The sequence below is a fragment of the Streptomyces sp. NBC_00086 genome (genome assembly GCF_026343255.1).
Classification (GTDB): Bacteria; Actinomycetota; Actinomycetes; order Streptomycetales; family Streptomycetaceae; genus Streptomyces.
On the sequence record NZ_JAPELZ010000001.1, the window covers coordinates 6,093,116 to 6,112,593 of the forward strand.

At 72.5% G+C, this 19,478-nt stretch carries 18 protein-coding genes; 14 read left to right on the plus strand and 4 right to left on the minus strand.

The annotated features are described in order from the left end of the window. Nucleotides 1–21 precede the first annotated feature (21 nt). Nucleotides 22–1,164, plus strand: coding sequence for a glycosyltransferase family 4 protein (locus OG276_RS27620; protein ID WP_266909393.1), 1,143 nt, complete (start codon nucleotides 22–24; stop codon nucleotides 1,162–1,164). Nucleotides 1,165–1,367: 203 nt separating this feature from the next. Then, nucleotides 1,368–2,984 (plus strand): GMC oxidoreductase, encoded by a 1,617-nt coding sequence (locus OG276_RS27625; RefSeq protein WP_266909394.1) that lies wholly within the window; start codon nucleotides 1,368–1,370, stop codon nucleotides 2,982–2,984. A gap of 16 nt (nucleotides 2,985–3,000) precedes the next feature. Here the strand turns inward: OG276_RS27625 and OG276_RS27630 are convergent, their stop codons facing one another. Continuing rightward, complete coding sequence (locus OG276_RS27630) at nucleotides 3,001–4,797, minus strand: long-chain fatty acid--CoA ligase (protein WP_266909395.1); 1,797 nt, start codon at nucleotides 4,795–4,797, stop codon at nucleotides 3,001–3,003. A gap of 228 nt (nucleotides 4,798–5,025) precedes the next feature. On the opposite strand from OG276_RS27630, the gene OG276_RS27635 reads away from it, so the two are divergent. From OG276_RS27635 to OG276_RS27660, 6 genes are all read left to right on the plus strand, one after another. Then, the gene (locus OG276_RS27635) at nucleotides 5,026–5,820 is read left to right on the plus strand and encodes a metallophosphoesterase (RefSeq protein WP_266909396.1); all 795 of its coding nucleotides are present in this window, start codon (nucleotides 5,026–5,028) and stop codon (nucleotides 5,818–5,820) included. 83 nt (nucleotides 5,821–5,903) lie between these two features. Next, on the plus strand, nucleotides 5,904–6,359 hold the full coding sequence (locus tag OG276_RS27640; RefSeq protein WP_266909397.1) for an SRPBCC family protein: 456 nt from the start codon (nucleotides 5,904–5,906) through the stop codon (nucleotides 6,357–6,359). A gap of 495 nt (nucleotides 6,360–6,854) precedes the next feature. Next, on the plus strand, nucleotides 6,855–8,003 hold the full coding sequence (locus OG276_RS27645; RefSeq protein ID WP_266909398.1) for an ArsA family ATPase: 1,149 nt from the start codon (nucleotides 6,855–6,857) through the stop codon (nucleotides 8,001–8,003). Between the two features lie 95 nt (nucleotides 8,004–8,098). Beyond that, on the plus strand, nucleotides 8,099–8,608 hold the full coding sequence (locus tag OG276_RS27650; RefSeq protein WP_266909399.1) for a DUF5304 domain-containing protein: 510 nt from the start codon (nucleotides 8,099–8,101) through the stop codon (nucleotides 8,606–8,608). 61 nt (nucleotides 8,609–8,669) lie between these two features. Next, entirely contained in the window at nucleotides 8,670–9,611 is a 942-nt protein-coding gene (locus OG276_RS27655) for an ROK family glucokinase (RefSeq protein ID WP_250743712.1), read from the plus strand. Nucleotides 9,612–9,682: 71 nt separating this feature from the next. Then, nucleotides 9,683–10,432 carry an endonuclease/exonuclease/phosphatase family protein gene (locus OG276_RS27660; protein WP_266909400.1) on the plus strand — a complete coding sequence of 250 codons (750 nt, stop codon included), beginning with the start codon at nucleotides 9,683–9,685 and terminating at the stop codon, nucleotides 10,430–10,432. Between the two features lie 95 nt (nucleotides 10,433–10,527). On the opposite strand, the gene OG276_RS27665 is transcribed toward OG276_RS27660, so the two are convergent. Continuing rightward, complete coding sequence (locus OG276_RS27665; RefSeq protein ID WP_266909401.1) at nucleotides 10,528–11,124, minus strand: hypothetical protein; 597 nt, start codon at nucleotides 11,122–11,124, stop codon at nucleotides 10,528–10,530. Next, nucleotides 11,117–11,896: a carboxylesterase gene (locus tag OG276_RS27670; RefSeq protein WP_266909402.1), complete on the minus strand. Its 780-nt coding sequence runs from the start codon at nucleotides 11,894–11,896 to the stop codon at nucleotides 11,117–11,119. The genes OG276_RS27665 and OG276_RS27670 overlap by 8 nt, the downstream gene beginning before the upstream one ends. Before the next feature lie 163 nt (nucleotides 11,897–12,059). Between OG276_RS27670 and OG276_RS27675 the strand changes: the two genes are divergently transcribed. From OG276_RS27675 to OG276_RS27700, 6 genes are all read left to right on the plus strand, one after another. Continuing rightward, nucleotides 12,060–12,833, plus strand: coding sequence for a 1-acyl-sn-glycerol-3-phosphate acyltransferase (locus OG276_RS27675; protein ID WP_266913158.1), 774 nt, complete (start codon nucleotides 12,060–12,062; stop codon nucleotides 12,831–12,833). Nucleotides 12,834–12,871: 38 nt separating this feature from the next. Then, nucleotides 12,872–14,080: a MacS family sensor histidine kinase gene (locus tag OG276_RS27680; protein WP_266909403.1), complete on the plus strand. Its 1,209-nt coding sequence runs from the start codon at nucleotides 12,872–12,874 to the stop codon at nucleotides 14,078–14,080. A gap of 68 nt (nucleotides 14,081–14,148) precedes the next feature. After that, a complete protein-coding gene (locus tag OG276_RS27685; protein ID WP_266913160.1) occupies nucleotides 14,149–14,793 on the plus strand; it encodes a response regulator transcription factor in 645 nt (214 codons plus the stop codon). A gap of 182 nt (nucleotides 14,794–14,975) precedes the next feature. Beyond that, nucleotides 14,976–16,004 (plus strand): 6-phosphofructokinase, encoded by a 1,029-nt coding sequence (locus tag OG276_RS27690; protein WP_266913162.1) that lies wholly within the window; start codon nucleotides 14,976–14,978, stop codon nucleotides 16,002–16,004. A 101-nt stretch (nucleotides 16,005–16,105) separates the two neighbouring features. After that, nucleotides 16,106–17,098, plus strand: coding sequence for a 2-hydroxyacid dehydrogenase (locus tag OG276_RS27695; protein ID WP_266909404.1), 993 nt, complete (start codon nucleotides 16,106–16,108; stop codon nucleotides 17,096–17,098). Nucleotides 17,099–17,128: 30 nt separating this feature from the next. Beyond that, a complete protein-coding gene (locus OG276_RS27700) occupies nucleotides 17,129–17,416 on the plus strand; it encodes a hypothetical protein (RefSeq protein WP_266909405.1) in 288 nt (95 codons plus the stop codon). Here OG276_RS27700 and OG276_RS27705 read toward each other — a convergent pair. After that, nucleotides 17,413–19,317: an anthranilate synthase family protein gene (locus OG276_RS27705; RefSeq protein ID WP_266909406.1), complete on the minus strand. Its 1,905-nt coding sequence runs from the start codon at nucleotides 19,315–19,317 to the stop codon at nucleotides 17,413–17,415. The two genes, OG276_RS27700 and OG276_RS27705, sit on opposite strands and share 4 nt — an antisense overlap. Nucleotides 19,318–19,478 lie beyond the last annotated feature (161 nt).

Below are 19,478 nucleotides of genomic sequence, written 5' to 3' on the forward strand. Positions count from 1 at the left end.
CTCCGGTAGGGTCGGCAGGCGATGGACAAGACGCTGATCGTGACCAACGACTTCCCGCCGCGGCCGGGGGGCATCCAGGCCTTCCTGCACAACATGGCGCTGCGACTCGACCCCGACCGGGTCGTGGTCTACGCCTCCACCTGGAAGCACTCGGCAGAGGCCCGCGCCGCCACCGCCGCCTTCGACGCGGAGCAGCCCTTCCAGGTGGTCCGCGACCGCACGACGATGCTGCTGCCGACCCCCAGGGTCACCCGCCGGGCCGTGGGCCTGCTGCGCGAACACGGCTGCTCCTCGGTGTGGTTCGGCGCGGCGGCCCCGCTGGGCCTGATGGGGCCCGCGCTGCGCCGGGCCGGCGCGCGCCGGATCGTGGCGACCACGCACGGGCACGAGGCGGGCTGGGCGCAGCTGCCGGTCGCGCGCGGGCTGCTGCGGCGCATCGGCGAGGGCACGGACACCCTGACCTACCTGGGGGAGTACACCCGTTCGCGGATCGCCCCGGCCCTGACGGACCGGGCGGCGGCGCGGATGACGCAGCTCCCGCCGGGGGTGGACGAGAAGACCTTCCACCCGGGTTCGGGCGGCGCGGAGGTCCGGGCGCGGCTCGGACTGACGGACCGGCCCGTGGTCGTCTGCGTCTCGCGGCTCGTTCCCCGCAAGGGCCAGGACACGCTGATCGAGGCGATGCCGCGGATCCTGGCGGCGCTGCCGGACGCCGTCCTGCTGATCGTGGGCGGCGGCCCCTACGAGGCCGATCTGCGGGCACTGGCCGCCAAGGCCGGCGTCGCCGAGTCCGTCGTCTTCACGGGCGCCGTCCCGTGGTCCGAACTGCCCGCCCACTACGGGGCCGGGGACGTCTTCGCGATGCCCTGCCGGACCCGGCGCGGCGGGCTCGACGTGGAGGGCCTCGGCATCGTCTACCTGGAGGCGTCCGCCACGGGCCTGCCGGTGATCGCGGGCGACTCCGGCGGCGCCCCGGACGCCGTACTGGACGGGGAGACGGGCTGGGTGGTCCCCGGCGGCGCCCCGGCCGAGACCGCGGAGCGCGTCCTGGCCCTGCTCCGGGACCCGGCCCTGCGCGCGCGCATGGGCGAGCGCGGCCGTGCCTGGGTCGAGGAGAAGTGGCGCTGGGACCTGCTGGCGGAGCGCCTGCGCGAGCTGCTGTAGCTGACGCCGGGCCCGCTGCCCGGGATCCCCTTTCCGTACGGAGAGGGGATTATCGCCGCTGGGGGCCCGATCGCGGGCAGAGTCGATCAAACCGCTCGGGCCGCGGCGGGCCCCGCCTACGGTCGAGCCATGTCTGACTGTTACTCAGAAGCGTGTCAGTGCGGGTTATGGCCGGTTGGGCGGAATCCGCTCATGATGCGCGCATGACACCAAACCTGACGCGTCGTCACGTTCTCGGTCTCGGCGCCCTGCAGACCGCGGCCGCCCTCGGATTCACCCGGATCGGCCTGCAGTCCGCGGCCGCCGCCGAGCCCGCGGCCGCCACGTACGCCCCGGCCATCGTCGTCGGCTCCGGCTACGGATCCGCCGTCGCCGCGCTCCGCCTCGGCCAGGCCGGAGTGCGGACCGTCGTCCTGGAGATGGGCCGGCTCTGGGACACCCCGGGCGCCGACGGGAAGGTCTTCCCCGCCACCTCCGCCCCCGACCAGCGCTCGATGTGGTTCCGCAACCGCACCGAGGCCCCGCTCGCCCAGTTCCTCTGGCTGGACGTGGTCAACCGCAACATCAGCCCGTACCCCGGCGTCCTGGACCGGGTGAACTACGGGGACATGTCGGTGTACGTGGGCCGCGGCGTCGGCGGCGGCTCCCTGGTCAACGGCGGCATGGCGCCCACGCCGAAGCGCTCGTACTTCACCGAGGTCATGCCCCGGGTCGACGCCGACGAGATGTACGGCACCTACTACCCCCGGGCCCGCGCCATGCTCGGGGTCAACGACATCGACCCGGCCTGGTTCGAGTCCACGGAGTGGTACCGCTTCGCCCGGATCTCCCGCAAGCACGCCCAGAAGACCGGCCTGAAGACCACCTTCGTCCCCAACGTCTACGACTTCGAGTACATGAAGCGCGAGGCCGCCGGCACTGCCACCCGGTCCGCCCTCGCGGGCGAGGTCATCTACGGCAACAACCACGGCAAGAAGAGCGTGGACAAGACCTACCTCGCCGCCGCCCTGGGCACGGGGAACGTCACCATCGAGACCATGCAGCGCGTGGTCGGCGTACGGCAGGACCCGGCGGGCGGCTACGTCCTGACCGTCCAGACCAGCGACCTCACCGGCCGCGTCACCCAGGTCCGCGAACTGGGCTGCAAACAGCTCTTCCTCGGCGCCGGCAGCCTCGGCACCACCGAGATCCTGCTGCGCGCCCGCGAGACCGGCACCTTGCCCGGCCTGAACGACAAGGTGGGCCTCGGCTGGGGCCACAACGGCAACGTCATGACCGCCCGCGCCAACCACCTGTGGGACACGGTCGGCGCCAACCAGGCCACCATGCCGGCCCTCGGCATCGACGACTGGGACAACGCCTCGAACCCGGTCTTCGCCGAGATAGCCCCGCTCCCGATGGGCTTCGAGCACTGGATCTCGATGTACCTGGCCATCACGAAGAACCCGGAGCGCGGGCACTTCACCTACGACGCCGCCAGCGACTCGGCGAAGCTCCGGTGGACCCGGGACCAGAACACCCCGTCCGTGCAGGCCGCCAAGCGCCTCTTCGACCGGATCAACCGGGCCAATTTCACCATCTACCGCTACGACCTCTTCGGCGACAACAAGAACTTCGCCGACAACTTCACCTACCACCCGCTGGGCGGCTGCGTCCTCGGGGACGCGACCGACGACTTCGGCCGCGTGAAGGGCTACCAGGGCCTCTACGTCACCGACAGCTCGCTGATCCCCGGATCGCTCGGGGTGAACCCCTTCGTGACCGTCACCGCCTTGGCGGAGCGGAACATGGCGCGGGTCCTCGCCGAGGACCCGCGCTAGCCCCGGAAGGCACGCACTAGCCCCGGTAGAGGGCTTCGATCTCGTCCGCGAAGTCCTTCGCCACCACATTCCGCTTCAGCTTCAGCGAAGGCGTGATGTGCCCGGACTCCTCCGTGAACTGGGAGGGCAGAATGCGGAATTTCCGCACCGATTCCGCCTTGGAAACCGCCGCGTTGCCGTCGTCCACGGCCTTCTGGACGGCGGCGATGAGATCCGCGTCCTCGCGCAGGTCGGCCGCCGTCACGCCGGCCGGCTTGCCGTGCTCCGCGGCCCAGCGGCCCAGGAACTCCTCGTCGATGGTGACCAGTGCGGCCACGAACGGCCGCGCGTCGCCGACCACCATGCACTCCGCGACCAGCGCGTGCGCCCGGATCCGGTCCTCGATCACCGCGGGCGCCACGTTCTTGCCGCCCGCCGTGACGATGAGCTCCTTCTTGCGCCCGGTGATCGCCAGGTAGCCGTCCTCGTCGAGCGTGCCGACGTCGCCGGTGTGGAACCAGCCGTCGGTCAGCGCGTCGGCGGTGGCCGTCGGGTTGTTCCAGTACTCCTTGAAGATGTGCTCGCCGTGCAGCAGCACCTCGCCGTCGTCGGCGATGCGCACCACGGAGCCCGGGAGCGGCTGGCCGACCGTACCGATCTTCGTCTTGTCCCACGGGTTGAAGGCCGTGGCCGCGCAGGACTCGGTCAGGCCGTAGCCCTCCAGCACGGTGAAGCCGATGCCGCGGAAGAAGTGGCCGAGCCGCTCGCCCAGCGGGGCCCCGCCGGAGATCGCGTACTCGCCGCGCCCGCCGAGGACCGTGTGCAGCTTGCTGTAGACCAGCTTGGAGAAGACCTTGTGCTTCAGCTTGAGGCCCAGGGACGGTCCGCCCGGCAGGTCCAGCGCTCGGCTGTACGCGATCGCCGTCTCGGCCGCCGCGTCGAAGATCTTGCCCTTGCCGTCGGCCTGGGCCTTGGCGCGGGCCGAGTTGTAGACCTTCTCGAAGACGCGCGGCACGCCGAGGATCAGCGTGGGCCGGAAGGACTGCAGCTCGTCGGTGAGGTTCTTGATGTCCGGTACGCAGCCCAGCCGGATCGGCGCCAGCACGGCCGCCACCTCCACCAGGCGGCCGAAGACGTGCGCGGCCGGCAGGAAGAGCAGCACGGAGCACTCGCCGGTCCGGAACAGCGGACGCAGCCGGGCCACGATGTTGCCGCACTCGGCGAAGAAGCTGCGGTGGGTCAGCACGCAGCCCTTGGGGCGGCCGGTGGTGCCGGAGGTGTAGACGATGGTGGCCGGGTCGTCGGCGCCCGCGAGCGCGCTGCGCTCGTCGACCTCGGCGTCGGAGATGCCGGCGCCGGCCGCCTTCAGCGTCTCCAGGGCGCCCTGCTCGATCTCCCAGACCTCGCGCAGCTCCGGCAGCCGGTCGCGCAGGGCGGCCACGGCCGCGGCGTGCCCGGGGGACTCCACGACGACGGCGACGGCGCCGGAGTCGCCGAGGATCCACTGGATCTGCTCGGGGGAGCTGGTCTCGTACACGGGGACCGTGACGGCGCCCGCGCTCCAGATCGCGAAGTCGATCAGCACCCACTCGTAGCGGGTGCGGGAAATCAGGGCGACCCGGTCGCCGGGCCGGATGCCGGCCGCGATCAGGCCCTTCGCCGCGCTGCGGACCTCCGCGAGGAACTGCGTCGCGGTGACGTCCTGCCACGCGCCGCCGACCTTGCGGGCCATGACGGCGACGTCTGGATGCTGAGCGGCGTTGCGGCGGATGAGATCCGTCAGGTTCCCGTCCGACGGGACCTCGTACAGGGCCGGAAGGCTGAACTCGCGCAAGACTGCTGCTCCTCTGGGCGCCATCGCCACCATGTGGACCGACCGGACGTTACCCACCGGTAGTGGGTTCCGGATAGAGGGAACCGGCCAGATGTTCCCTGCGTCACATGCCGCGGCCGTGTCCTACCGACGATAGTCGACCCGGTTTGCGACTCGGAAGTAACCGCAGGTCCGGCCGCCTGGCCCGATTCCCTACCCGCGGTGGCCAAGCGCCCCTAGGGTGGCCGCATGGGTGGCTCTATGGGTGGTACGCAGAACCGGACACGGATCCACGTCGTCAGCGACGTCCACGGCAACACCGAGGCCCTGGCGCGGGCCGGGGAAGGCGCCGACGCGCTGATCTGCCTCGGCGACCTCGTCCTCTTCCTCGACTACGCCGACCACTCGCGCGGCATCTTCCCCGACCTCTTCGGCGTCGACAACGCCGACCACATCGTCGAACTGCGCACCGCCCGCCGTTTCGAGGAGGCCCGGGACTTCGCCCGCGGACTGTGGGCCGGGCTGGACCGCGAACGGCTCGTCGAGGGCGCGGTCCGGCGCCAGTACGCCGAGATGTTCGCCGCCTTCCCCCGGCCGACGTACGCCACGTACGGAAACGTCGACATCCCCGGCCTCTGGCCCGAGTACGCCGGCCCCGGCCTCACCGTGCTCGACGGCCAGCGGGCCGAGATCGGCGGCCGGGTCTTCGGCTTCGTCGGGGGCGGACTGCCCTCGCCGATGCGCACGCCCTACGAGGTGCCCGAGGAGGAGTACGCCGCCAAGGTGGAGGCGCTGGGCGAGGTCGACGTGCTGTGCTCGCACATCCCGCCGGACGTGCCGGAGCTCTGCTACGACACGGTCGCGCGGCGCTTCGAGCGGGGGAGCGGGGCGCTGCTCGCCGCGATCCGCCGGATGAAGCCCCGGTACGCGCTCTTCGGCCACGTCCACCAGCCGCTCGCCCGGCGGATGCGGATCGGCGCCACCGAGTGCGTGAACGTCGGGCACTTCGCCGCCACGGGAAGGCCGTGGGCCCTGGAGTGGTGAGGTCTTGACGCGCGATAGCCTTCACGCGGCGGCCCAGTGCCGTCCGCACACTTCCTCGAACTCCCCCCGGAGGAGCGACCGCGATGGCGGAACACACCAGCTCGAGCATCATGATCGAGGCGCCCCCTGCCGACGTCATGGCCGTGATCGCCGACTTCGCCCGCTACCCGGAGTGGACCGGTGAGGTGAAGGAGGCCGAGGTGCTGGCCAAGGACGACGCCGGCCGGGCCTCCCTCGTCCGCCTGCTGCTCGACGCGGGCGCGATCAAGGACGACCACACGCTGGCGTACACCTGGCCCGCCGAGAACACGGTCAGCTGGACGCTGGACAAGTCCCAGATGCTGAGGCAGCTCGACGGGTCCTACCAGCTGGCGGCGGTCGCGGGCGGTGCGCGCACCGAGGTGACGTATTCGCTGACCGTGGACGTCAAGATCCCCATGCTCGGCATGATCAAGCGCAAGGCGGAGAAGGTCATCATCGACCGCGCGCTGGCGGGCCTGAAGAAGCGCGTGGAGAGCCACCCCGGCAAGCCTTCTTAACACGGAGCTCGCACCGCTCGGCCCTTGCGGGCCTCCCGGGCTTCGCCCCGCTGCGCCGAACTCCGTCCGGCGGTGGCCGGGCGGGGCTGCCGCCACCGCCGTCCCGGCGCGGGCCGGTGGGCGGGTGCGGGTGGTTCGGCCCTGCGGGGCTGGGTCCCCTACCCGCCCTTCGCCCGTTCCCCGGGGCTGGGCCCCGGACCCCCGCTCCTCAAACGCCGGAGGGGCTGGATTTTGCCGGTCAGGGCTGGATGGCGCGGAGCGCCATTTCAGCCGTCCGGCGTTTGAGGACCGGGGTCTGGGGCGGAGCCCCAGGGTCTTTCCGGGTCCGGGCAGCGCCCGGGGAACGGTGGAAGGGCGGGTAGGGGACTTCTGCCTTGCCCCGCGCAGCGGCACACCCGCAGCCGGGGGCGGCCCCGGGGGCGTGGCAGGCTGGCGGGGGTCGCCGGACGCCCCGCCGGGGAGCAGGGGCCAGGTACACGCGGAGCTAGGAGCAGCATGCACACCCTTCTCGTCACCGGCCCCGGCGGCGCCGGGCGGAGCACCGTCGCAGCGGCCACCGCACTCGCCGCCGCCCGCCAGGGCCACCGGGTGCTCCTGCTCACCGCCGGCCCCACCGACCCGCCCGTCACGACGCACGGCACGCTCAGCGTGGCCCGCGTCGACTCCGGCGAAGAGTTCCGGCGCGAGCTCGTCGAGCTCCAGGAGCGCGGCTCCGCGGTGCTGGGGATGCTCGGCGCCCGCCCCCTGCACGCCGACGAGATCACCGAACTGCCCGGCGCCGAGCAGTTCGCCCTGCTCCGCGCCCTGCGGCGGGCCGCGGCCGAGCCCGGCACCGACCTCCTGGTGGTCGACATGCCCCCGCTGCACCAGGCGATCACCACCCTCGCGCTCCCCGCCCAGCTCCGCCGCTACCTCGCCCGGCTGCTCCCCGCGGAGCGCCAGGCGGCCCGTGCCCTGCGCCCCGTACTGGCCCAGCTCGCCGGTGTCCCGATGCCCGCGCAGTGGCTGTACGAGGCCGCCGCCCGCTGGGACGAGGACCTGGCGGCCGTCCAGGACGTCCTGGAGGCCCCCACCACCTCCGTACGGCTCGTCGCCGAACCGGGACCCGCCGCCGACGCCGCGCTGCGCCTGGGCAGGCTCGGGCTCGCCCTGTACCGGCTGCCCGTCTCGGCGCTCGTCGCCAACCGGATGCTGCCCGCCGGATCCACGGACCCGTGGCTCGCGGGACTCGCCGCCCAGCAGGAGAAGTACGCCACCCAGTGGGCCGGCGACGGGAGCCTCCCGGTGCTCCCCGTACCCCACCTGGGCCGGGACCCGCACGGCCCCGAGGACCTGGCGGAGCTGGCCCCGGCCCCCGCCCCGGCGATCGCGCCCCGCCCCGCCTGGGCCGTCGAGGACCGGATCGCCGAGGACGGGGTGCTGCTGTGGCGGGTCCCGCTGCCCGGCGCCGAGAAGCGGGAGCTCGGCCTGGTCCGGCGCGGGGACGAGCTGCTGCTCACGGTGGGCCCGTACCGCAGGATCGTTCCCCTGCCCGCCGCGCTGCGCCGCTGCACCGTCTCCGGGGCCGCCCTCGCCGACGGCGAGCTCCGCATCCGCTTCACCCCGGACCCGGACCTGTGGCCCCGCGGCGGCGAGAAGGCGTAGCGGGCGGCTCTGGGGGGCGTACCGCCGTTCGGGTAACGTCGGAGGTAGTGGGAGTGCGCACCGCACGCCCAGTCGCCGCCGCAGGAGAGTCCGCCATGAGCGAGGCCACCGACCGCCCCACCGATCCCTCCTCCGGGGACGACGCCTGGGCCGAGGCCTGCGCCGAGGACCTCGCCGCCGAGCGGGAGCGCCGCAGGTCCGAGCAGGGCGCCTCCGCGGGCGCCGGCACCGGAACCGCCGCCGAGGAGCTGTTCAAGCTCTTCGAAGCCGTCGCCGACAAGGTGTCCGACAAGGTCTCCGCGCTGAACAACCCGCTGTTCGGGGTCGCCGCGCAGGGCGCCGTACGACAGTTCGTCAACCAGGCGAAGAGCGCCGCCAGACCCGTCGTCGAACGCAACCCCGAGGTCTTCGACCACCTCGCGGCGGCCGGCTCGGAGCTGCTCGCCGCCTACCGTTCCGCGGTCGAGGGCCACGAGCGCCGCTGGACGCGCGACGAACCGGCCCCCGGGCGGGGCGGCGGGCCCGTCGAAAACGCAGCCGGGAAGGCCGAGGACCCCCGTGACGAGGGCGACGGCGGTCCGACCGAGCGGATCGATCTCGACTGAACCCCCGCCTCCCTCGGGTACGGTTGACAGCGGCGGGGTTTGACCGGAAACCGAGGGACTAATGGGACTCACCATCGGCGTCGACATCGGCGGCACGAAGATCGCGGCCGGCGTGGTCGACGAAGACGGCACCATCCTTGAGACGTACAAGGTGCCCACGCCGCCGACCCCGGACGGAGTCACGGACGCGATCTGCGCCGCCGTATCCGAGGTCAGCGCCAGCCACACCATCGACGCGGTCGGCATCGGCGCCGCCGGATACGTCGACGACAAGCGCGCGACCGTGCTCTTCGCGCCGAACATCAACTGGCGGCACGAGCCGCTGAAGGACAAGGTCGAGCAGCGCATCGGCCTGCCCGTGGTCGTCGAGAACGACGCCAACTGCGCCGCCTGGGGCGAGTACCGCTTCGGCGCCGGCCAGGGCCACGAGGACGTCATCTGCATCACGCTCGGCACGGGCCTGGGCGGCGGCATCATCATCGGCAACAAGCTCCGGCGCGGACGCTTCGGCGTGGCCGCCGAGTTCGGCCACATCCGGGTGGTCCCGGACGGCCTGCTGTGCGGCTGCGGCAGCCAGGGCTGCTGGGAGCAGTACGCCTCCGGGCGCGCGCTCGTCCGCTACGCCAAGCAGCGCGCCAACGCCACCCCCGAGAACGCGAAGGCGCTCCTCGCGCTCGGCGACGGCACCCCCGACGGCATCGAGGGCAAGCACATCAGCGAGGCGGCCCGGGCCGGCGACCTGGTGGCCATCGACTCCTTCCGCGAACTGGCCCGTTGGGCGGGCGCCGGCCTCGCGGACCTGGCCTCGCTCTTCGACCCGTCGGCGTTCATCGTCGGCGGCGGCGTCTCCGACGAGGGCGACCTGGTCCTCGACCCGATCCGCAAGTCCTTCAAGCGCTGGCTGATCGGCGGCGCCTGGCGTCCGCACGCGCAGGTGCTCGCCGCGCAGCTGGGCGGCAAGGCCGGTCTGGTCGGCGCGGCGGACCTGGCCCGCCAGGGCTGAGGCCTCCCGTATCGGCGGACTGCCCGCCGCGCCCCCTGGGGTGCGGCGGGCAGTCTCGTTATGTTGCCGGTATGGAACTCACCGAGCTGCCGAACTCCCGTACCGAAGCCGATGGTTCCGCCGTGATCCGGGTGCTCTCCTACAACGTCCGCTCGCTGCGCGACGACGAGGACGCGCTGGCGCGGGTGATCCGCGCGTGCGCGCCCGACCTGGTGTGCGTCCAGGAGGCGCCGAGGTTCTTCCGGTGGCGCAAGCACGCGGCGCGGCTGGCCGCGAAATGCGACCTGGTGGTCCTGTCGGGCGGCGCGACGGCCGCGGGACCGCTGCTGCTGTGTTCCCTGCGGGCCTTCGTGGAGCGGACCGAGGACGTACTGCTGCCGCTGACACCGGGCCGCCACCGGCGGGGTTTCGCCACGGCGGTCGTACGGCTGGGCGGGGTGCGGGTCGGGGTGCTCAGCGCGCACCTGTCGCTGGACGGGCCGGAACGTCTCGCCCAGGCGGAGCTGCTCCTGGACCGGCTCGCCGGGATGGACGTGCCGTACGCGATCGCCGCGGGGGACATCAACGAGGGCCCCTCGGGGCCCGCCTTCTGCCGGCTGGCGGGGGCCCTTCAGGACTGCCGGGTGGCGGCGCCGTGGGGTGGGGAGCACACCTGGGTGCGGTCTTCGCCGCCGCGGCGGATCGACGCGGTCTTCGCCAGTGCGGGGGTGGAGGTCCTGGCGTGCGGTGTCCCCGCGGGGCTGCCGGGAGTCACCCCCGCGGACCTCGCCCGCGCCACGGACCACCTCCCGGTCCTGGCCACCCTCCGACTCTCCTCTTGACGCGCCGCTCGCGCCGCTCGGCGGCCTCCCCGGCGCAGCGGCGCGAAGCCCGGGAGGCCCGCCAGGGCCGAGTGGTGCGAGCGGCGCGTAAAAGATCAGACCACCGCGCCCCGGCCGGGGTCGTCGTCCTCGTCCTCGCCCGTGGACATCCGCGCGACCAGTGTGGCGAAGCCGCCCAGGAACCCGCCGACGCCCAGCGTCGTCAGCCACCAGGTCATCTCCCACTGGAGCAGCACCGCCAGGAGCAGCAGGACCGGTCCGCCCACCACGGCGAGCCAGGCGAACTTCGACGTCGCGTCCGCCTCCGGCAGCTCCGGCTCCGGGGGTACGAAGTGCCCCTCGTCCTTCGCGGCCTCGGGGGAGTCGTCGGGTTCGGCCAGGGAGTGGTCCCGCGGCCCCGCGCCGCCCACGCCCGGGGCGAACACCACCGAGCTGCCCAGAGCCGCCGCCGACGGCGGTTCCGGGGAGGCCGGATTGGAGGCCGGACCGGCCGGGTCGGCCGCGGGAGCCGGAGCGGCCGGAGCGGCCGGTTTCACGTCCTCCTCCGGCAGGAGGAGATTCTCGATCGGCCGGAACGGTCTCGCGCCCGGCGGGTCCGCGGGCTCCTGGCCGTAGCCGGCCACGATCGCCGCCCACGCCGCTTCCTCGTCCAGCGGGGGAACACCCCCGGAGGACTCCTCGTGCTCAGCCACCGCTGGCCGCCCCCTCCCTGCCCAAGCTCTCCGACAGCCGCCCGACGAACGCGTGGCTGTCCGCGAAGATCCGCTCCGCGTCATGGTCCAACGTCGCGACGTGGTAACTCTGTTCCAGCAGCGTCTCGGTGACGTCCGTGGAGGACACCCGCGCCAGGATCCGCGTCGAGTCCGCCGGCCGCACCACGTGGTCCTGCGGGCTGTGCAGCAGTAGCAGCGGCTGCGTCACCTGCGGCAGTTCGGTGTCCAGCATCAGCAGGAACTTCCGCAGCGAGTGCGCGGCCCGGGTCGGGACCCGGTCGTAGCCGACCTCTTCCGCGCCCGGCTTGGCGATGTCGCTCGCGATGCCCGGAGTCGACCGGACGAAGTGCTTGACCACCGGCAGTGCCACGGCCAGCGGGTCGTGGATCTTGTTGACCGGGTTGACGAGGACGATGCCGCTGATGGCGTCTCCGTGCTTCGCCGCCAGCCGCAGCGTCAGCGCGCCGCCCATCGACAGCCCGAAGACGAACACCCGGTCGCAGCTGTCGAGCAGCTCCCGCAGCGCGCGGTCCACCTCGGCGTACCAGTCCTGCCAGCCGGTGAGCTGCATGTCCTGCCAGCGCGTGCCGTGCCCGGGCAGCAGGGGCAGCGACACCGTCAGTCCCTGCGCGGCCAGATGGTCGGCCCAGGGCCGCATCGACTGGGGGGAACCGGTGAAGCCGTGGCAGAGGAGGACGCCGACCTTTCCGCCCTCGTGGCGGAACGGCTCGGCTCCAGGGAGGACGGGCACCAGGGTCTCCTTAGAGGGGGGCGTGGGGTGCGTAGCGCTGTGTGACTTCACCGTACGCGACGGGGGTGGCACCGACCAGGGTCGTCGGACGGCTCCGGGGACGACCAGGGGATAAGGTCTGTTCGACAGACACAGGAAGGCTTTCGAGTTGATCTACGGCGCAATGAAGTTCTCGATCGGCGGTTCCCTGAAGCTCGCCTTCAGGCCGTGGGTGGAGGGCCTCGAGAACATTCCCGCAGAGGGGCCGGCGATCCTCGCGAGCAACCACCTGTCCTTCTCGGACTCCTTCTTCCTCCCGGCCGTGCTGGACCGCAAGGTGACCTTCATCGCGAAGGCGGAGTACTTCACCTCCCCGGGCGTCAAGGGCAAGCTGACGGCCGCCTTCTTCAAGGGCGTCGGCCAGCTCCCGGTGGACCGTTCGGGTGCGCGCGGGGCCGGCGAGGCCGCCATCAAGAGCGGCATCGACGTCATCGAGCGCGGAGAGCTGTTCGGTATTTACCCCGAGGGGACGCGTTCACCCGACGGCCGGCTCTACCGCGGCAAGCCCGGTGGTCTGGCCCGGGTGGCGCTGGCCACCGGCGCGCCCGTGATCCCCGTCGCGATGATCGACACGGAGAAGATCCAGCCGCCCGGCAAGGTGGTGCCCAAGCTGATGCGCCCGGGCATCCGGATCGGCAAGCCGCTGGACTTCAGCCGCTACCACGGCATGGACGGGGACCGCTTCATCCTCCGCTCGGTGACCGACGAGGTCATGTACGAGATCATGAAGCTCTCCGGCCAGGAGTACGTCGACATCTACGCGACGGCAGCCAAGCGTCAGATCGCCGATGCGGAGAAGGCGGCCGCCAGGAGCGAGAAGGCGGACAAGGCGGAGAGCGCGGAGAAGGCGGAGAGCGCGGACAAGGCCGACCCGGCCGCCGCGGACGGCGACAAGTAGCAGCACACGGGCGGGACCGCCCGTACGGGGTGGGGGAGATGGCGAAGCGCGAGCGCGTCGTACGCATGTCGGTCGAGCAGCCGCTGTGGCGTGCCCTGACGGCCTACCGGCTGCTCACCATGGTCTACGCGGCGCTGCTGTTCGCCTCGGCCTACAAGCAGTTCGACCGCCCCTGGATCGCGGCCTCCTACCTCGCCTTCCTCGCGGGCTGGACCCTGGTCACCCTCCCCAAGGTGGCGAACGCCGCCAGCTGCACCAAGCGGTTCCTGGGCGCCGACCTCACCGTCGCCTGCATCGGGATCCTGCTCACCCCGCTCGCGGACACCCACGCGCGGATCGTGGACGGCGGCCCCACCCTCCCCTCGATATGGACCGCGGGCTCCGTCCTCGCCTTCGCCATCAAGGGCGGCTGGCGCTGGGCCTGTTTCGCCTCCAGCTTCGTCGCCGCCGCCAACCTCGTGCAGCGCGGCGAGCCCACCCGGGACACCCTGCACAACGTGCTCCTGGTCTGGGTGGCCTCCATCGCCATCGGCTACGTCGTCGAGGTGGCCCGGGCCAGTGAAGCCACCCTGGCCCGCGCCCTGGAGATCGAGGCCGCCACCCGCGAACGCGAACGCCTCGCCCGCGACATCCACGACGGGGTCCTCCAGGTCCTCGCGATGGTCCAGCGGCGCGGCACCGAACTGGGCGGTGAGGCGGCCGAGCTGGGCCGGATGGCGGGGGAGCAGGAGGTCGCGCTGCGCACCCTGGTCTCCAGCGGACTGGCCCGCCCCTCCCGGATCTCCCGCGACGAGGCGCTCGGCGCGATCGTGGCCGCCTTCGAGGTGGAGGAACCCGGCGCCGACGAGGGCGAGCTGGATCTGCGGACCCTCCTCGCCCCGCATGCCGGCTCGCGGGTGAGCTTCGCCGAACCGGGCACCCCGGTGCCGTTGCCCGTGCCCGCGGCACGGGAGCTGGCCGCGGCGGTCGGGGCCGCCCTCGACAACGTGCGCAAGCACGCGGGCGAGGGGGCCAGCGCCTGGATCCTGGTCGAGGACTGGGGCGACGAGGTGATCGTGACCGTCCGGGACGACGGCCCGGGCATCCCGGCGGGCCGACTGGACCAGGCCGAGGGCGAGGGCCGGATGGGAGTGGCCCTATCCATCCGGGGCCGGCTCCGTGACCTCGGCGGCAGCGCCGAGCTGGTGTCCGTCCCCGGGCAGGGCACCGAAGTGGAACTGAAAGTACCGAGGGGGAGCACCCAGTGAACGAGTCGAGCGAGTCGAGCGGGCAGAACGCTCTGGCCGGCCAGAGCGGCCTGGCCGGCATCAAGGTCATGGTCGTGGACGACCATCCGATGTGGCGGGACGCGGTGGCCCGCGACCTGTCCGCCGCCGGCTTCGACCTGGTGGCCACCGCCGGCGACGGCCCCGAGGCCGTACGCCGGGCCCGCGCGGCGGCCCCGCACGTCCTGGTCCTCGACCTCAACCTGCCCGGCATGCCCGGGGTCCAGGTCTGCAAGGAGCTGGTCGGCGCCAACCCGGCCCTGCGGGTCCTCGTGCTCTCCGCGAGCGGCGAGCACGCCGACGTCCTGGAAGCGGTGAAGTCCGGCGCGACCGGCTACCTGCTGAAGTCCGCGGGCGCCCAGGAGCTCATCGACGCCGTGCGCCGCACGGCGGCCGGCGACCCCGTCTTCACCCCGGGCCTGGCCGGCCTGGTCCTCGGCGAGTACCGCCGCCTCGCCACCGACCCGGCGCCGGCCGCCTCCGACGAGCCGAAGGCCCCGCAGCTCACCGACCGGGAGACCGAGGTGCTGCGGCTGGTGGCCAAGGGGCTCTCGTACAAGCAGATCGCGGAACGCCTGGTCATCTCCCACCGAACCGTGCAGAACCACGTGCAGAACACCCTGGGCAAGCTCCAGTTGCACAACCGGGTGGAGCTCGTCCGGTACGCGATAGAGCGCGGCCTCGACGACGCGTAAGGCGGGCGGGGGGCGAGGCAGCCGCTCGTACGAGTGAACGGGCGTACGCAACGCCCCGCAATTCCCCCGGAATTGACCCTTCCCGGCATCTTGCTGTGACCTGAGTCACCACTAGCGTGACCGTCATGCGGGCCCCGCGGCCTCAGCGGGCCCTGTGGCGAAGGGAAAATTCCATGAAGGCCATGAAGGTCGGAGTGCTGACGGGCGGCGGCGACTGCCCCGGGCTCAACGCGGTGATCCGCAGTGTCGTGCGCAAGGGCGTGCAGGAGTACGCCTACGAGTTCATCGGGTTCAAGGACGGCTGGCGCGGCGCGGTCGAAGGCCGCACCGTCCCGCTCGACATCCCCGCCGTCCGCGGGATCCTGCCGCGCGGCGGGACCATCCTCGGCTCCTCGCGCACCAACCCGTTCAAGCAGGACGACGGCGTCCGCCAGATCAAGGAGAACCTCGCCAAGTACGAGGTCGACGCCCTCGTCGCGATCGGCGGCGAGGACACCTTGGGCGTGGCCGCGAAGCTCTACGAGGAGTACGGCATCCCGTGCGTCGGGGTCCCGAAGACCATCGACAACGACCTGTCGGCCACCGACTACACCTTCGGCTTCGACACCGCCGTCGGCATCGCCACCGAGGCGATCGACCGGCTGCACACCACCGCCGAATCGCACATGCGGGTACTGGTCGTCGAGGTGATGGGCCGGCACGCCGGCTGGATCGCCCTGCACTCGGGGCTCGCGGGCGGCGCCAACGTCATCCTCATCCCGGAGCAGCGCTTCGACGTGGACCAGGTCTGCGCCTGGGTGAACTCCCGGTTCAAGGCGAGCTACGCGCCGATCGTGTGCGTGGCCGAGGGCGCGATGCCCAAGGACGGCGACATGGTGCTGAAGGACGCGACGAAGGACTCCTTCGGACACGTGCGACTGTCGGGCGTGGGCGAATGGCTGGCCAAGGAGATCGAGGCGCGGACCGGCAAGGAGGCCCGTACGACCGTGCTCGGGCACATCCAGCGGGGCGGCACCCCGAGCGCGTTCGACCGGTGGCTGGCCACCCGCTTCGGGCTGCACGCGATCGACGCGGTGCGCGACGGGGACTTCGGGAAGATGGTCGCGCTGAAGGGGACGGACATCGTGCGGGTGCCGATCGCCGAGGCGACGGCGAAGCTGAAGACGGTGGACCCGGCGCTGTACAAGGAGGCCGGGGTGTTCTTCGGCTGAGCGGCCGGCTTCCCGGCTGGGCCGCAGGGCGGGTCGGGACCATGGGTCGTAAGGTGACAAACGACCCATGGTCCGATTCTTCGCGCAGTACGGGAGCGAACGTGGAAATCCTGGCATTCGGGGTGACGGCGGACGAGAAGCCGCTCTTGGAGAAGGCCTTCGCGGGACAGCACGAGGTGCGCTGCCTGGACGTCTTCCTGAGCGAGGACACCGCCCCCATCGCGGCCGGGTACGAGATCGTGTCGTCGAGCGTCAACGCCGACCTGAGCGGCCGGGTGCTGCGGACCCTGGCGGCGGGCGGGACGAAGATGATCGCCCAGCGCTCCACCGGCTTCAACAACATCGACCTGGACGTCGCGCGGCAGCTCGGCCTGACGGTCAGCCGGGTGTCGTACTACTCCCCGTACTCGGTGGCCGAATTCGCCTGGACCCTGGCCATGGCGGTCAACCGGCGGATCGTCCGCGCCTCGAACCGGACGCGGGACTTCGACTTCCGGCTGAACGGCCTGATGGGCCGCGACATGCGCGGCCGCACGGTCGGCGTGCTGGGCACCGGCAAGATCGGCGAGGCCTTCACCCGGATCGCGCACGGGTTCGGCATGAACCTGCTGGGCTGGGACGTGGCGCAGAACCCGGCGTGCGTGGAGCTGGGCATGAAGTACGTGGACAAGGACGAGCTGTTCGCCTCCTCGGACCTGATCAGCCTGCACGTTCCGCTGCTGGAGTCCACGCACCACATCATCGGGGCCGAGGCGCTGAAGATGATGAAGGACGACGCGATCCTGGTGAACTCCAGCCGCGGCGGCCTGGTGAACACGGACGCGCTGGTCACGGAGCTGCGGTCCGGGCGGTTCGCGGGGGTGGGCCTCGACGTGTACGAGGCGGAGGCCGGGCTCTTCTTCCTGGACAAGTCCCTGGTGGTCGTCGAGGACGACACCCTGGCCCGGCTGATCACCTTCCCGAACGTGGTCGTCACCTCCCACCAGGCGTACTACACCCACGACGCGGTGGGCCAGATCATCGACACCACCGTCGCCAACGTCGCGGACTACTTGGCGGGCCGCCGCTCGGAGAACACCCTCTCGCCATCTTGACGCGCCCCTCGTACCGCTAGATTCGGCCGCGTGTCCATACCTCCCGTCTTCTTCTGGATCCTGCTGGCCCTCGCGGCCTTCCTGTTCCTCTCCGCCGTCCGGGCACTGCCGCGCGCCCTGCGGGCCGAACCCGGCGCCCGGACCGACCCGTGGCTGACCTTCGCCGACCACGTGCTGTCGATCCCGCCCACCGTCGCCTTCGCGCTGGGCGAGGGGGAGGCGGCGTTCTACGCGCTGCTCCTGCTGGGCCCCGTCCTCATCTGGAGCACGGTCCGCTCCTTCCGCTCCGCCGGGGCGGAGCGGAAGGCGGCCGGCTAGGCCTCGGCCGGGGTGCGGACCCCGGCGATCAGATCGCGGACCAGGTCCGCCCCGCGGAGGGTCAGGACCGACTCCGGGTGGAACTGCACGCCCGCGAAGCCTCCCGCCGCGGAGCGCAGCGCGTGGACCTCGCCGGTGGCGGGGTCCCGGGAGACCTCGATGCCGCGCAGGGCCAGGGACCGCTCCCGCTCCGCGGAGCAGTGCGCCGCGTAGGTGTTGTAGAAGCCGACGACCTCCTCGGCCCCGAACAGCGGGATCCGCGTCTGCGCCCCCTGCGCCGGCTCCGCCTTGCGGACCAGCGGGAGCCCCAGCTCGGCGGCGAGCAGCTGGTGGCTGAGGCAGACCCCGAGCAGCCCGCCGCGGTGCGAGGCCATGAGCTCCGCCGTCAGCTCGCGCATCGTCCGGATCTTCGGATCGCCGAAGTCCGCCGGGTCGCCCGGGCCGGGGCCGAGCACGATCGGCCCGTCCCAGGCCAGGGCGGCCGCCCGCAGCCCCGGGTCGTCGTAGCGGCGTACCGTCACCTCCAGCCCGGCCACCCGCAGCACGTGTCCGAGCATCGAGGTGAAGGTGTCCTCCCCGTCCACCACCAGCGCGTGGCCCGTCACCTGCGCCGGCCGCTCCTGCATCCGCAGCCAGAACGGCGCCAGGTCCTCGCGGCGCGCCGCCAGGGCCGCCTGCACCCGGGGGTCGTCGGCCAGCCGCGGCCCGCCGAAGGAGGGCCGGACCGCCGCCGGGCGCACGCCCAGCGCCGCCAGCACCCCGGCCGCCTTCGCGTGCGTCTCCGCCACCTCGCCCGCCGGGTCGGAGTGCCGTACGAGGGTGGCCCCGACGGGCACCCGCAGTGCGCCGTCCGGCGCGATGTCCGCCGTGCGGATGAGGATGGGTGAATCGAGGGTCTGGGCGCCCGAGGCGTCGAGGCCCAGCAGGGCCAGCGCGCCCGCGTAGTAGACGCGGCCGCCCGTCTCGTACCGCTCGATGACCCGGCAGGCGTTCTGCACCGGCGATCCGGTCACCGTCGCCGCGAACATCGTCTCCTTCAGGACCTCGCGGACGTCCAGCGAGGAGCGGCCGCGCAGCTCGTACTCGGTGTGCGCCAGGTGCGCCATCTCCTTGAGCCGGGGACCGACGACGACCCCGCCCATGTCCCCGACCGTGCACATCATCTTGAGCTCCTCGTCCACCACCATGGACAGCTCCTCGGTCTCCTTGCGGTCGCCGAGGAAGGCGAGGAGGGAGTCGGCGGTCGGCCCCCCGGCCGGATGGCGGTACGTACCGCTGATCGGGTTCATCACGACCGTGCCCCCGGACATCCGCACGTGCACCTCGGGGCTGGCCCCGACGAGGGTGCGGTCCCCGGTGTGGACCACGTACGTCCAGTACGCGCCCCGCTCGCCCTCCAGCAGCCGCCGGAACAGGGCCAGGGCGTCGGAGCGGCCGAAGCCCTCGATCCGGCCCTGGTAGGTGCGCCGGATGACGAAGTTCGCGCCCTCGCCCCGGCCGATCTCGTCCTGGATGACCCGCCGGACGGTGTCCGCGTACTCCTCGTCGGGGACGTCGAAGCCGCCGTCCTCGACGCGCACCTCGTGGGCCGGCAGCGCGGCCAGCGCCTCGGCGAGCGGGATCTCGTACGTCTCCTCGGCGACCAGCACGCTCAGCGGCGTGCCGTCGTCGCGCACGTCGAACCCGCGCTCCCGCATCTGCCGGAAGGGGACGAGGGCGAGGGCGGGCCGCTCGCCGACGGGCAGGTCCGCCAGGAGCGCGGCCTCGTGGACCGGGCCGATCAGCACCTCGACGATGTCGTGGTCGCGGCCGGGCGTGCGGCGGCGCAGCAGCGCGAAGGGCGGGCAGGTGTCGTCGAGCAGGCGGCTCAGGAGCGTGTGCGAGTGCGAGTGCGCGTGCATGGAGTGGGCGTCCTATCCGGTTTCGGAGGGTGGGACGGCCCGGTGTTCCCGATGAAACACGGAAGGCCGCCCCTCGGGGCGGCCTTCGGTTCGCTCGTGTTCAGGTACGCGCGAGAAGTGGGCCGCCGGGAGCGGGCCACCACCAGTTCTGGTTCGAGTGC